The sequence below is a fragment of the Streptomyces sp. NBC_01460 genome (assembly GCF_036227405.1).
In the GTDB taxonomy this organism is placed as follows: domain Bacteria; phylum Actinomycetota; class Actinomycetes; order Streptomycetales; family Streptomycetaceae; genus Streptomyces.
Genome location: NZ_CP109473.1, coordinates 7057696 through 7071020 on the forward strand (window position 1 = coordinate 7057696; position 13325 = coordinate 7071020).

The window sequence follows — 13325 nt, forward strand, 5'->3', positions numbered from 1 at the left end:
GGCGGCGGCGGAGAGGACACGGACGTGCGGACTGTCGGAGTCGAGGAAGAGCTCCTGCTCGTCGACGCGGAGAGCGGTGACCCCCGGACACTGTCGACGGCGGTGCTGGCCCTGGCGGAACGCCGCGCCGAGGGCGACTCCGTCTTCGAGTCCGAACTGCACGACCAGCAAGTGGAGTTCGGCACCGAACCGCGCGAGGCGATGGCGGACCTGGCGGAGGAGATACGCCGCTGGCGGGCCGAGGCGGCCCGCAGCGCGTCGGAGATGGGCGCCACCGTGGCCGCACTCGCCACCTCCCCGATGCCGGTGAGTCCCTCCATCGGGGAGGACGAGCGGTACCGATGGCTGGCGGAGCGGTTCGGCCTGACCGCGCAGGAGCAGCTGACCTGCGGCTGCCACGTGCACGTGTCGGTGGAATCGGACGAGGAGGGCGTCGCCGTACTGGACCGGGTGCGGCCCTGGCTTCCGGTCCTGCTGGCCCTGAGCGCGAACTCCCCCTTCTGGCAGGGGCAGGACACCGCCTACGACGGCTACCGCAGCAGGGTCTGGGGCCGCTGGCCCTCGGCCGGCCCGGTGGAGGTGTTCGGCTCCGCGGACCGCTACCACGAGCAGGTCCGGACGATGGTCGACACGGGAGTCCTGCGCGACAAGGGGATGATCTACTTCGACGCGCGCCTCTCGCACCGCTACCCCACCGTGGAGGTCAGGGTGGCGGACGTGTGCCTGGAGCCGGCCGACACCGTGCTGCTCGCCACGCTCGTACGCGGTCTGGTCGAGACGGCGGCCCGCGCCTGGCGGGCCGGCGACCCACCGCACCCCGCGTCGGTGAGCGTCCTGCGGATGGCTTCCTGGCAGGCCGCGCGCTCGGGTCTGGAGGGGCGGCTGATCCACCCGCTCACCACGCGGCCCGAGCCCGCGGCGGACGTCGCGCACGCGCTGCTCACCCATGTGGGTGACGCCCTGGAGGACAGCGGTGACCTCGTGGAGGCCGAGAAGGCGCTGCGGACCTTGCTGAAGCGGGGGACGGGCGCCCGGGCGCAGCGTGAGGTCCTCGCGGGCTCGGACAGTCTCCGGACCGTCGTGACCGAGTGCGCCGCGAGGACGCTCGGCTGACCCCACGCGCCCTGGGGCGGGCGGGGCGACCCGCGCCGCCCCGAGGACGCGCGGGCCTTCGGGGCCCGGACCGGGAACTTCTCGGGGAAAGCCGGGGCCTGGACCGAGAACTCCTCGGGAAATGGGGAGACATCCTCCGGCAGGCGCGGTGAGGATGGCCGTATGCGTACACGTGTCGTCCTGGACGCCCCCTCGAACCTGGGGCTGAGGCCCCCCGCCCCCGGCGTCGTCCCCGGGTGCTACAAACTCGCCGGCGCGCTCCGTGAGCAGCGCATCGTGCAGCGGCTCCGGGCGCTGGAGGGCGGTGTCGTCGTACCGCCGCGCTACGACCGGGGTGACTGGGAGGAGGGCGACGGCGTCTTCCACGCCGAGGCCATCGCCCGCTACACGCGCACGCTCGCCGACCGGATCGAAGGACACGTCAGGGCGGGCGAGTTCCCGGTCGTCCTCGGGGGCGACTGCTCCATCCAGCTCGGCGCCGCCCTCGCGCTGCGCCGCATCGGCCGGTACGGGCTCGCCGCGATCGACGGTTCCGCCGACTTCCGGCACCCGGGCAACAGCGACCGGATCGGCGCGGCGGGCGGCGAGGAGCTGGCGCTCTCCACCGGGCGCGGGCAGGCGGACCTCACCGATCTCGAAGGGCTGGGTCCCTATGTCAGGGACGAGGACATCCGTCTCTTCGGGATGCGCGACGAGGACGAGGACCGCGCCGAGATGACCGCGCTGAAGATCTCCAACGCCACGGTGGGGGAGATCAGGGAGTGGGGGCCGGCCGACATCGCCCGCGCCGTGGTGCAGACCCTGGAGGTCCCCGTCCTCGACGGCTTCTGGGTCCACCTCGACGCCGATGTCCTCGACCCGAGCGTGATGCCCGCCGTCGACAGCCCGGACGACGGCGGCCTGTTCCCCGGCGAGCTCGCGGTGCTGCTGCGCACCCTCGTGCGGTCACCCCGCTGTGCGGGGCTCAACGTCACGATCTACGACCCCGACCTCGACCCGGACGGCACGGCCGGCGCCCTGTTCACCGACCTGATCGTCGGTGCTTTCTCCGAGGCGGGACCGGAGGCGCCGGAGCGTTGATCACTACGTCGTGGCGGGGGACCCGGGCTCACCAGCGGTCACAGCGAAGCACCGTCGGCCGGCGGTGGCACGGCGTGCGGGCGGAGGACCATGAGTGAGTCCTCCGGGGTCGCCACCATGGCGAAGGGGAACCGGTCGAGCTCCAGGCAGAGCGCGATGTCATCGGGGTGCACCCCTTGACGCACCCCGTGCTCCAGCTCGTAGGCGGCGCGTGACCGGCCGGCGCGGTCGAGGAAGCCGGTCGCGTCCGTCACTGCTCCGCCCGCCCTGAGGGCGATGTACTGGGCGCACGCCAGGTCCTCATCGGCCTGCCCGTCCTCGCCGGTGACCACGAACGTGACGCCGTCACGCGCCCGGGTCCGCAGGAGCCGGGCGGTCGCCTCCGCCACCACGAAGCCGGCACACAGCACCAGCGACGCCTCCTTCACCGCGAGGGCGCCGACCGTCCCCGCCGTGGTCTTCTGCACCACGGTCCGTCCTTCGAGGTCGACCGACCGCAGCAGTCCCGGCGAGTTGACGGCGTCGAACCCCGGCGCGGGCGGACCGTCCTTGAGCGCCAGCCAGCGCGGGTGGCGGGCCTTGAGCGCCAGGGCCTCGTCGGGCGACCCGGCGAGAACGATCTTCTCCGCACCCTGGGCGAAGGCCCAGGCGGCCACCGTGAAAGCACGCATGACGTCGACCACGACCGCCACGGACGGGGCTTCGGCCAGCTCGGGAATACCGAGGAAACGAGCGTCCATCCGGTCATGATCGCGCAGTCCCGACCTCGCGTGATCTGGCTGTGGCGCGCATCACACCGGCGTCCCGGAGTATGGACGGCGTGCTCGGACGGAAAGCCCGTACACCGCGCCCCGGAGGCCCCTACGCTGGCCACCATGCCGACCCGGGTGCCGATCAGCGACGCGTTGCGCTCCGCGGTGGGCGACCCGGCGGAAGCCGTGCTCCTGGACAGCAGCCCGCGCTCCCGGGTGTGGCGGGTCGAACTGCGCGGTGGTGGCCGGGTGGTCGTCAAACAGATCACCGACGGAGGCGGAGCCGGATCCGACGGGGACACGCGCTACGCGCGGGAGGTCGCCGCGTTGCGGCTCGCCGGGAGGGCGACCGCACCGGCCGTCTCGCCCGCCCTGCTCGGCACGGACCCGGCGGCCCGCGTGATGGTCCTGGAGCACCTGGACGATCTCGGCGCGAGCGACGACTGGATGCCGGGCTACGCCGAGGCCCTCGCCCGGCTGCACGCGCTCACCGGGCCGGCCGACACGGGCACGCTTCCCGCCTGGTCGGGACCGACGGCCGCCGACGCCGAGTCCTTCCTCGCCCTCGCCAGGGCGCTGGACGTTCCCGTCCCGCCCGCGGTGCCGAACGAACTCGCCGGGCTGCTCGACCGGCTCGACCCCACGCCCCACCACGCCCTCCTGCACGGCGACCCCTGCCCCGGCAACGACCTGCGCACCGCCACCGGCGTCCGCTTCGTCGACTTCGAGCAGGCCGCGTCGGGCAACGGCCTGGTCGAACTCGCCTACCTCCGCATCGGGTTCCCCACGTGCTGGTGCGCGATGTCGGTCCCGGCCGCGCCCCTCGCGGAAGCCGAGGAGGTCTACCGCGCCACCTGGCGGAGTCTCACCGGCACGGAAGTTTCCGGCGATCTGGCCGACACCTGCGCCGGCTGGCTGATCCGGGGCGACGCACTCGTCGAACGCGCCCACCGCGAGTCGGCCGACCACCTCGCACGGGTGCCGGCGGAGGACTTCGAGTGGGGCCACGTCTCCGCCCGGGAGCGCCTCGTCCACCGGCTCGGTGCGGTCGCCGACCTGACCCGCGGCCACGACCACCTGCACGCGCTCGGCCGTCTGGGCAACGCCCTGGCCGCGCGCCTGCTGGAACGATGGCCCGCACTGCGCCCCCTGCCCTCCCACGACGCCCGGCCCTGGGACTGACAGCCGGCGGATCAGGTCACGGTGCCTTCCGGACGACCGCCGTCAGGCGGACACGTTCCGGTCGACGTACTCGAAGACCGAGCCGTCCGGGTGCAGGGCGATCAGGTTGCGCCCCACCGGGGTGGGCACGGGGCCCGCGATGACCTTCGCTCCCACCCTGGTGAGTGCCGCGTTGGCCTCGTCGACGTCCTTGACCGCGATCGTCGCCGACACCTTCCGCAGCACCTCCAGCTCCGACTCCGGGCCGCTCATCAGCAGGAAGCAGCCGATCGCGGCCACCGCGACCCCGCCGCGCTCGAAGCGCAGCGCCGGAGTGCCCGTCAGGCCCTCGTAGAAGGCCACCGAGGCCTCCAGGTCGTCGACACAGATACGCAGCGTGGTTCCCAGGATTTCCATGCCCACGAGGGTAGTTGCCGACCCGGTGCGAGGGGATCGGTTCGCTCCCCGCCGCCGGGTCACACCCGGCAGAGCACCTCGCCGTGCGGCACCATGAACCACGCGTCGGGCTCTGCGCCCCAGGCGCGCCAGGCATCCGAGACGGCCGTCAGCTGTTCGGCGCTCGCGTGCCCGCCGTCCACGGCGAGCTCCGCGTACACGGACGCGGTCGTGCGGTCGGCCCAGAGCCCGCTCCACCAGGCACGGTTCTCCGGCGTGGCGAAGCACCAGGCGGCCGCCGTCGGGGTGATGTCGGTGAAGCCGGCCTGCCGGGCCCAGGACAGCAGCCGGCGTCCGGCGTCGGGCTCGCCGCCGTTGGCGCGGGCCACCCGGCCGTACAGGTCCTGCCACTCCCGCATCCCGGGCACCTCCGGGTACCAGGTCATCGCCGCGTAGTCGCTGTCGCGCGCCGCGACGACGCCTCCGGGCCGGCAGACGCGCCGCATCTCGCGCAGTGCCTGCACCGGGTCGCCCACGTGCTGGAGCACCTGATGGGCGTGGACGACGTCGAAGGAGTCGTCGGGGAAGTCCAGGGAATGGACGTCCGCGACGGTGAACTCCACGTTGTCCAGCCCGCGTCCGGCGGCGGCCGCCGCCGCGCGGTCCAGGATGTCGCGGCCGGTGTCGACCGCCGTCACCGGGCCGGGCGCCACCAGCGCGGCGATGTCCGCGGTGATGGTGCCCGGCCCGCAGCCGACGTCCAGGACCGCCTGACCGGGGCGGAGTTCACCGAGGAGGTACGCCGCCGAGTTGGCGGCGGTCCGCCACTGGTGCGAGCGCAGGACCGACTCGTGGTGGCCGTGTGTGTAGACGGCGGTTTCCTTCGGCATGGCCGTACGTCCTCTCCCGGAGCATCGTCGCCGGCGATGGGGCAAAGGTACGCTGCGGTGTCGCATCCTGAGATAGGTGTCTCATCATTCGGTCATCGCTACGCAGGCATCGGGCAGTACACGGTCAGCGCCTCGGGCAGCTTGTCGATCAGCAACTCCTCTCCGGAGTGCGCCACTTCGCCGTCGTAGGCGTACGGGGTGCCCGGCGTGAGGCCGGCGAGCCGCACCGCGCGGCGCCGTACGGCCGCGTGGACGGGGGAGCGGGACAGCGGGCCGGCGATCGCCGCGGCGAGCAGCCGGAGTCCGGGGGTGCGGCCGCCGTGGACCACCCGTACGTCGAGCAGTCCGTCCGCCAGGTTGTGCCGGCGCCCCGGAGCGGGGCCCACCCGCCGGAACAGCCCGTTGCCCACGAAGAGCAGCCACAACGGCCTCCGCCTGCCCTGGAGTTCGGCCGTCAGGGGGCGGGAGCCCCGCAGCGCCTCGAAGGCCGCGAGCACGCCCGCGGGCCACCCGCCGATCCTGGGCGCCCAGTGCTCCCGGGTGCGCACCAGCTCCGGATAGACGCCCAGGCTGAAGGCGTTGAGGAAGTACCCGTGCGCCCCGCCCGGCCCCTGCGGCCCCGGCCGGAAGCGGCCCAGGTCGACCCGGACCGCGTCACCGGCGGTGAGCGCCGTCACCGTGTCGTGCACGGTCTCGATGCCGAGGTCGTACGCGAAGTGGTTGAGGGTCCCGCCGGGGAACACCGCGAGCGGCACGCCGTGGGTGGCCGCGACGGCCGCCGCCATGTTGACCGTGCCGTCGCCCCCGCACACGCCCAGGGCCTTGCCCTCCCGTGCGGCCTCCTCCAGGCACCCCGACAGGTCGGCCGGTGCGCACTCCACCGTCTCCGCGAGGGGCAGCGCGTCGCGGATCACGGCCGCCGCCGCGGTCGCGGAACCGGACTCCCGGTTGACGACCACCACCAGGTCCTTGCCCGCGGGCAGGGCCGGCGCCTCGGCCGGCGGTCTGCCGGGGGCGGGCAGCTGTCCACGGGTCGGTACGACGCCCCGCAGTGCGAACGCCGCCCCGACGCCGAGCGCCGCACCCGCCATCACATCGCTCGGATAGTGGACGCCGGTGTAGACGCGTGACGCCGCCACGGCCACGGCGACCGGGGCCACGACCGCGCCCCAGCCCTTCGACTCCAGGGCGACGCCCGTCGCGAACGCCGCCGCGGACGCCGCGTGCCCCGACGGGAAGGACGTGGTGAAGGGCTGACGCTTCAGCTGCCGTATGACCGGAACCAGATCCACTATCGGCCGGTCCCTGCGTACGGCCCTCTTCCCCACGGTGTTGATCGCGGCCGAGGCCACGGCCAGCGAGGCGACTCCGCGCAGCGCCGCCCTGCGGGACCGCGCGCTGGAGCCCAGCGCCGCCATGCCCGCGGCGGCCCCGAACCAGAGCAGGCCGTGGTTGGCGCTGCGGCTCAGCCGTGGCAGGACGTGCTCGGCGCCGGGCCAGTGTCTTTCTGCCACGCGCTGGAACGCGGCCATGTCGCGCTGGTGGAACCAGGCCTGCCAGCGGCCGGGGGAGGAGAGACTGCTCGATGTGGACATGGGACAGCGAATACCCTGCGACCGGGCGGTGAACCAGGAGGCGCGCGCAAGGTCCTCCGTCGAATTCCGGCCGGATCCCGGTGTGAGGCCCGATCGGAATGCGGAGGATGTGACGAAAAGCACCCTCCGGCCCACCGCGTCGTGCCGCGGACATTGCCCGGACAAGTTCCCTGACGTTAGCCTGCGTTCGTGATTCCGGTCATTGACCGGAGTGTCGAACGAGATTGGCGGGCGATCATGGGGCGACTCGTCCCTGCGGTGACCAGGGCGCTGGATGTTCTCGAACTCTTCCTCCAGGGTGAGGGAACTCTCTCCGCTCCCGAGGTCACGCGCAAGCTCCAACTGCCGCGGACGACCGTCCACGAGCTGCTCACCACGCTCGCCGCACGGTCCTACCTGGTCACGGTCCCGGAGCAGCCGGGCCGCTACCGGCTGGGTGTGCGCACCTACCAGCTGGGCAGCCGCTACGCCGAGCAGCTCGACCTCGCGGCCGAGGGGCAGCAGGTCGCCCGTGAGGTCGCCGAGACCTGCGGCGAGACGGTCCACGTGGCGATCCTGGAGGACACCGAGGTCATCTACATCGCGAAGGTGGACTCCACCCACGCCGTCCGCATGGTCTCGGCCGCCGGAAGGAAGCTGCCCGCGCACTGCACCTCCGTCGGCAAACTGCTGCTCGCCGCGCTCCCGGAGCCGGAGCTCGACGCCCGACTCGACGGGCGTGAGCTCATCGCCATGACCGACAACAGCCTCACCGATCCCGTGGAGCTGCGGGCCGCGCTCGCCGTCGTCCGCAAGCGGGGCATAGCGGTCGAGCACAGGGAGTCGAACCCCGACGTGAGCTGTGTGGCCGCGCCCGTCCGGGACCGGTCCGGCCGTGTCGTCGCCGCGCTCTCCATCTCCGTGCCGATGATCCGCTGGAGCGAGGAGCGCGAGGAGGAGCTCGCGCAGCTCGCCGCGGGCGGCGCCGACGCGCTGTCCGGCCGGCTCGGCCACCACCGGAGCCAGGTGTGAGGACGTCCCCCGAGGTGGCGGTCCGGGCCGAGGCCGAGCTGGGTGAGGGCCCCACCTGGGACCCGGCCGCGGGGCGGCTGATCTGGGTCGACATCCTCTCCTCCCGCGTCCACACCTACGAGCCGTCGACGGGCCGCCGTACGGTCATGGCCACCGGACAGCACGTCGGGGCGGCGAAACCGCGGGCCGGCGGCGGCCTCGTGGTCGTCCTGCGGGACGGCACGGGACTGTACGACGCCGACGGCTCCTTCTCCTGGCTGGTCCACGACCCCGTCCCCGGGCGGCGGGGCAACGACGCGGCCGTGGCACCGGACGGCGCGCTCTGGGCGGGCACCATGCGCTACGACGAGGCGGAGGCGGGCGGGACCCTGTCCCGGATCGCCCCGGACGGCACGGTGAGCCCCGTCCTGGACTCGGTGACGGTCAGCAACGGCACCGGCTGGAGCCCGGACGGCCGGCTGATGTACTACGTCGACACCCCCACCCGCCGCGTCGACGTGTTCGACGTGGACGGGGAGCACGTCCTGAACCGGCGCCCCTTCGTCGCCACCGAGCGGCCCGGATGGCCCGACGGGCTGACGGTGGACGCCGAGGGCTGCGTGTGGGTCGCCTTCTGGGACGGCGCGTCGGTCAGGCGCTACACCCCCGACGGCCGGCTGGACCGGGTCGTGGAGCTGCCGGTCCGGCGGCCCACCGCGTGCGCCTTCGGCGGTCCCGGCCTCCGCGACCTGTACGTCTCCACCGCCCGGACGGGCCTCGACGCCCCCCACCCGCTGTCGGGCTCCCTGCTCGTGCTGCCGGACGCCGGACAGGGGCTGCCCGGGACACCGTTCGCCGGCTGAGCGGGCCGGGGCCCGGATGCGTATTTCCGCCGCCTTCCGGAGCCGGTGCGGGGGCGGACCCCGGGGAACCTCCGTATAAAGGGCTCTGAGGTCGACGCAGGCGGAGGGAGACCCCGGGATGCACGGGAGCGAGCGGACGCGGCCCCACCCCCTCGGGGAGGGGCACGGCCCGGTCCGCTACGGGCCGCCCGCCCCCGACCCCGGTCTCCCCGTGCTGCCCGAGCTCGCCGCCGTGCTGGCCGCGTCCGCCGCGCGGACCCGGCCCGAACCACCCGGTGGCGGAACGATCCTGCGGGAGGCGGCCTGCGGCTACTGGGGGCGGCGTGGCCTGCACGGCGGCCCCGACGGCATCGCGGCGGCCCCGGGCGCCCAGCCCCTCCTCCTCGCGCTGATCGCCGCCCACGGCGGCGATGTGCTCATGCCCCGGCCCTGCCCCGCCACGTGGACGCCCCAGGCACGCCTGCTGGGCCGGCCCGCCTACCACGTGCCGACGCCCGCCGAGTGCGGTGGCATCCCCGACCCGTACGCCCTGCTGGAGACCGTCCGCCGGGTGCGCGCCGAGGGCGGCAGACCCCGGCTGCTCCTGATCTCGGTGGCCGACGATCCCACCGCCACACTGGCCCCGCCGGAACTGGTGCGCGAGGCCTGCGAGGCCGCGGTCTCCGAAGGGCTGCACATCGTCAGCGACGAGACCTGGCGCGACACCCTGCACAAGCCCCACGACACCGTCCTGCTCAGCCCCGCCGAGATGTGCCCCGACGACGTCACCGTCCTGTCCGACCTGGCGGGAGCCCTCACCCCGTCCGCGTGGCCGGTCGCCGTCGCACGCTTCCCGGCCACGGCACGGGCCGCCGCGCGCCGGGCCCGGGTGCTCGACATCCTCACCGCGCTCGGCGCCCTCGTCGCGGAACCGGTCGCCCGGGCCGCCTCCCACGCGCTGGACGAACCCGAGGCCGTCACGACCCGGATCCGGCAGGCCGCCCGCCTCCAGTCCCACGTGGCGTCCGCCGCCCACCGCGCGGTGCTCACCGTCGGCGCCCTGGCCAGACCTCCGCAGGCCGGCCGCCATCTCTACGCCGACCTCGGACCGCTGCGCCCCCGGCTGGCCGCCCGGGGCGTCACGGACTCCATGGAGCTGGAGGAGTACCTGACGGAACGTCTCGGCGCGCCCGCTCCCGGGGGACACCGCTTCGGCGACGAACTGGGCGCGCTGCGGGTGCGGCTGAGCACCGGGCCGCTGCTCGGCGCAACCCCGGAGCAGCAGACGGAGTCCCTCACTGCGGTGGAGCCCTTGGAATTGCCCCATGTCGCCCGAGCACTGAGCATTTTCGCAGCAGCCCTCGATGAACTCCGATGACAGGAGCCTCTCGATGACGGAACAGACCGAGCGTCCGCTCCCCGGAGCCGGACACGCGCCCCCGGGGCGTCCCGCCGCCCCTCCGCGACGTCTCGGCGAGCCCAGGACCTGGCCCCGCTCCTTCGCCGACCGGCTCACCGCCCCGCTCCCGGGTGTCAGGGGCATGACGCGTCTGGCCAGGGAGCGCGCCCTCCGGCCCAACGCCGAGGGACTCCGCGGCATCCACCGGCTGCCCTACGCCCCCCGGCCGCTGCCCGTCGTGGACGTGGACACGACGGCCGTCACCTGGGCCGGACACGCCAGCTGGATCGTCCGCATCGGCGGGCTCACCGTCCTCACCGACCCGGTGTGGTCACGGCGCATCCTCGGCACCCCCGCCAGGATCACCCCGGTCGGCGTCCCGTGGGAGGAACTGCCGCGCGTCGACGCCGTCCTCATCAGTCACAACCACTACGACCACCTGGACGCCCCCACGCTCCGCAGACTTCCCAGGAACACGCCCCTCCTCGTCCCCGCGGGCCTCGGCCGCTGGTGCAGACGCCGTCGTTTCACCTGCGTCACCGAGCTCGACTGGTGGGAATCGGTGGAGCTGGGCGGGGTCCGCTTCGACTTCGTCCCCTCCCACCACTGGTCCAAGCGCACCCTCCTGGACACCTGCCGCTCCCTGTGGGGCGGCTGGGTGCTCGGCGACGCGCGGGGGCGGCGGCTCTACTTCGCGGGGGACACCGGCTACGGCCACTGGTTCGAGGAGATCGGCCGCCGCTATCCCGGCCTGGACCTGGCCATCCTGCCGATCGGGGCCTACGAACCGCGCTGGTGGCTCTCGGACGTGCACACCGACCCGGAAGAGGCCGTACAGGCGTACGAGGACCTGGGGGCCCGGGCGATGGCCCCGATGCACTGGGCGACGTTCGTCCTCTCCGCCGAACCGGTGCTCGAACCGCTCACCCGGCTCCGTACCGCCTGGCAGCGGGCCGGACACCCGCGCACCGACCTCTGGGACCTTCCGGTCGGCGGCTCACGGGTCCTGGAGGCCTGACCGTGGCCGGCCGGCGCCCCGGCCGCTCAGCCGGCCATGCGCGCCCGGAGCCGCCGCCAGAGCGCCGGGGTCCCGCTGATCAGCAGCGTCAGCAGGATCGCGACGAGCACGCCCTCCCACGGTTCGGGAAACAGCGAACCGCCCAGGATCCCGATCAGCTGATACGTCGCCGCCCAGGCCAGACACGCGGCCACATCACCACGGGCGAACTGCCGCAGTGGCATCGTGCCGAGCAGACAGGCCAGCATCACCGGGATGCGCCCGGCCGGCACCAGCCGCGACAGCACCAGCACCATCGTGTCGTGCTCGTCCAGCTTCCGCTGCGCCTGGGCGAGCCGCTCCGGAGCGGCCCTGCGGGTGAGGGCCTCCAGCCACTTCGAACCGTTCCTGGACCGCACCCCGCGCTGCCCCAGCCAGTACAGGCATATGTCCCCGAGGAACGCCGCGCCCGACGCCACGGCGAACACCACGAGCAGGGCGAACGGTGACGACTGGTGCAACGTCACCACGGCCGCCGTGCTCACCAACGCCCCCGTCGGCACCACCGGCACCAGCGACCCCAGGGCCACCAGCAGGAACAATGTCGGATAGCCCGCGGCCTGCTGCGTCGACTCCGTCGGCAACTGCCGCAGCACTTCGTCGATCACCTACGGGCCTCCGGTCTCACATGCTCGCCGTGGCCCAGCCGGTGGACCGCCACGTCCGGTGCCACCCGCGCCGCCTGCCTCACGAACTCGTCGCCCGGCGCGTGGAACTCGTGCGGCCGGATCCCGTCCATCCCGATCGGCCAGTACGTGCCGTAGTGCACCGGCACCGCGGACCGCGGCTCCAGAAGCGTCAGCACCTGCGCGGCACGCGTCGCGTCCAGATGGTGGTGGCCCAGGTTGGGGCCCCAGCCGCCGACCGGCAACAGCGCCACGTCCACCGGACCCACGGCCTCGGCCATGTCGTCGAAGAGCCCGGTGTCCCCGGCGAAGTAGGTGCGGGCCTCGCCCTCCACGACGTATCCGAGAGCGGGCACCCGGTGCGGGCCGACCGGCAGGCGACGCCCGTCGTGCAGGGCCGGGACCGCGCGGACCAGGACCTCACCGACCCGCACCGCGTCACCGGGACCCACCTCGGAGATCCGCAGACCGCGCAGCCGTCGCAGCACCCGCAGGCCGGGGACGGCGCGCACCGCGCCCCGGGGCACGATCACCAGGCTCCCGGGAGCGAGGCGGGCCAGGGAGGGAAGATGCAGATGGTCGGAGTGGAGGTGCGAGATCAGCACCGCGTCGGCGACCGCGGCCTCAGGCGGCGGGACCTCGCCCCGGCGCCGGCGCAGGTGCGCGAAGCGCCGCGCGAACAGGGGGTCGGTCAGCACCCGGACCCCGGTGTCCTCGATGGTGCAGGTGGCATGACCCCACCAGGTGACCTCCACCGCCCCGCCTCCTCGTCCGTCGATCCGCCGTTCCCGTACGCGTACGAGCGTAGGCGCTCCGCGCCCTTCCCCCGCCGGAGTGCTCCTTCACGCCCTTCCCGGCACGGTACCGGGCGGCTACGGAGCGCTACGGCGGGGGTAGGGTCAGGGCCAGCATCCGAGTGCGGGGGGATCCGTTCATGGACGACGTCATCGCAGACGTACGGGTGGCGGCCATCGCCAGTCTCACACCGCTGGAGGAGCTCGACGGCGACCCGTTCCTCGTCGACACCCGCAGCCAGCACGCCATGTGCGCCCGCTGGGCCGAGGACCAGGGCTACGTCGTCACCCGCCAGCTCCGCGTCTACGGGCTGCGCCCCGACCACCAGGCGCTGTGGGCGGGCGTCGAGGGCGAGCAGGTCGAGCTGTTCGTGGCGCCCAACGACCGCGTGCTCGCCCGGGCGCTCGTCTCCGTGCCGGACTTCACCGCGGAGTGCGAGCGGCGCGGCGTGCGTCTGGAGTTCGCCGGTCTGGAGGAGCCCGTCTACACCGCGCGCACCAAGGCCAGCGTCCACCGCAGGCTCTCCATGCCCACCGCGGGGTACGACGGCTGCTGATCCCCGGAGAGGCCCCGGGGCCCCGGAGGAGCCGGAACGGGCTGTGACAGGCTTGGTCCGGGCCATGACGGAC

The 13325-nt window shown here is 73.8% G+C and carries 14 protein-coding genes; 8 read left to right on the forward strand and 6 right to left on the reverse strand.

Annotated features, from left to right (window positions below):
* The first annotated feature begins 24 nt into the window (after nucleotides 1-24).
* Together OG488_RS31775 and OG488_RS31780 are read left to right on the forward strand one after the other, a co-directional pair.
* Nucleotides 25-1113 carry a glutamate--cysteine ligase 2 gene (locus OG488_RS31775; RefSeq protein WP_329235269.1) on the forward strand — a complete coding sequence of 363 codons (1089 nt, stop codon included), beginning with the start codon at nucleotides 25-27 and terminating at the stop codon, nucleotides 1111-1113.
* Between the two features lie 162 nt (nucleotides 1114-1275).
* Complete coding sequence (locus tag OG488_RS31780; RefSeq protein WP_329235271.1) at nucleotides 1276-2193, forward strand: arginase family protein; 918 nt, start codon at nucleotides 1276-1278, stop codon at nucleotides 2191-2193.
* Between the two features lie 38 nt (nucleotides 2194-2231).
* Here OG488_RS31780 and OG488_RS31785 read toward each other — a convergent pair whose 3' ends face one another.
* Nucleotides 2232-2933: a 2-phosphosulfolactate phosphatase gene (locus OG488_RS31785; protein ID WP_329235273.1), complete on the reverse strand. Its 702-nt coding sequence runs from the start codon at nucleotides 2931-2933 to the stop codon at nucleotides 2232-2234.
* A 135-nt stretch (nucleotides 2934-3068) separates the two neighbouring features.
* On the opposite strand from OG488_RS31785, the gene OG488_RS31790 reads away from it, so the two are divergent.
* Complete coding sequence (locus OG488_RS31790; RefSeq protein WP_329235275.1) at nucleotides 3069-4127, forward strand: phosphotransferase; 1059 nt, start codon at nucleotides 3069-3071, stop codon at nucleotides 4125-4127.
* A gap of 42 nt (nucleotides 4128-4169) precedes the next feature.
* Here the strand turns inward: OG488_RS31790 and OG488_RS31795 are convergent, their stop codons facing one another.
* The 3 genes from OG488_RS31795 to OG488_RS31805 form a co-directional block, all read right to left on the reverse strand.
* A complete protein-coding gene (locus OG488_RS31795) occupies nucleotides 4170-4523 on the reverse strand; it encodes a VOC family protein (protein ID WP_329235277.1) in 354 nt (117 codons plus the stop codon).
* A gap of 59 nt (nucleotides 4524-4582) precedes the next feature.
* The gene (locus OG488_RS31800) at nucleotides 4583-5392 is read right to left on the reverse strand and encodes a methyltransferase domain-containing protein (RefSeq protein WP_329235280.1); all 810 of its coding nucleotides are present in this window, start codon (nucleotides 5390-5392) and stop codon (nucleotides 4583-4585) included.
* A 98-nt stretch (nucleotides 5393-5490) separates the two neighbouring features.
* Nucleotides 5491-6987, reverse strand: a complete 1497-nt coding sequence (locus OG488_RS31805) for a bifunctional phosphatase PAP2/diacylglycerol kinase family protein (protein WP_329235282.1) — start codon at nucleotides 6985-6987, stop codon at nucleotides 5491-5493.
* Between the two features lie 237 nt (nucleotides 6988-7224).
* Here OG488_RS31805 and OG488_RS31810 point away from each other — a divergent pair, with 237 nt between their 5' ends.
* The 4 genes from OG488_RS31810 to OG488_RS31825 all read left to right on the forward strand — a co-directional run bounded on the left by OG488_RS31810 (nucleotide 7225) and on the right by OG488_RS31825 (nucleotide 11236).
* The gene (locus OG488_RS31810; protein ID WP_329239157.1) at nucleotides 7225-7998 is read left to right on the forward strand and encodes an IclR family transcriptional regulator; all 774 of its coding nucleotides are present in this window, start codon (nucleotides 7225-7227) and stop codon (nucleotides 7996-7998) included.
* Nucleotides 7995-8840 carry an SMP-30/gluconolactonase/LRE family protein gene (locus tag OG488_RS31815; protein ID WP_329235285.1) on the forward strand — a complete coding sequence of 282 codons (846 nt, stop codon included), beginning with the start codon at nucleotides 7995-7997 and terminating at the stop codon, nucleotides 8838-8840. Before OG488_RS31810 ends, OG488_RS31815 begins: the two co-directional genes overlap by 4 nt.
* A gap of 118 nt (nucleotides 8841-8958) precedes the next feature.
* Entirely contained in the window at nucleotides 8959-10197 is a 1239-nt protein-coding gene (locus tag OG488_RS31820) for an aminotransferase class I/II-fold pyridoxal phosphate-dependent enzyme (protein ID WP_329235288.1), read from the forward strand.
* A 13-nt stretch (nucleotides 10198-10210) separates the two neighbouring features.
* Nucleotides 10211-11236 (forward strand): MBL fold metallo-hydrolase, encoded by a 1026-nt coding sequence (locus tag OG488_RS31825; RefSeq protein ID WP_329235291.1) that lies wholly within the window; start codon nucleotides 10211-10213, stop codon nucleotides 11234-11236.
* A gap of 26 nt (nucleotides 11237-11262) precedes the next feature.
* On the opposite strand, the gene OG488_RS31830 is transcribed toward OG488_RS31825, so the two are convergent.
* Together OG488_RS31830 and OG488_RS31835 are read right to left on the reverse strand one after the other, a co-directional pair.
* Nucleotides 11263-11883: a DedA family protein gene (locus OG488_RS31830; RefSeq protein ID WP_329235293.1), complete on the reverse strand. Its 621-nt coding sequence runs from the start codon at nucleotides 11881-11883 to the stop codon at nucleotides 11263-11265.
* Nucleotides 11880-12656 (reverse strand): MBL fold metallo-hydrolase, encoded by a 777-nt coding sequence (locus tag OG488_RS31835; RefSeq protein WP_329235296.1) that lies wholly within the window; start codon nucleotides 12654-12656, stop codon nucleotides 11880-11882. The genes OG488_RS31830 and OG488_RS31835 overlap by 4 nt, the downstream gene beginning before the upstream one ends.
* Nucleotides 12657-12835: 179 nt before the next feature.
* Between OG488_RS31835 and OG488_RS31840 the strand changes: the two genes are divergently transcribed.
* Nucleotides 12836-13252: a hypothetical protein gene (locus OG488_RS31840; RefSeq protein ID WP_329235299.1), complete on the forward strand. Its 417-nt coding sequence runs from the start codon at nucleotides 12836-12838 to the stop codon at nucleotides 13250-13252.
* Nucleotides 13253-13325: the final 73 nt, after the last annotated feature.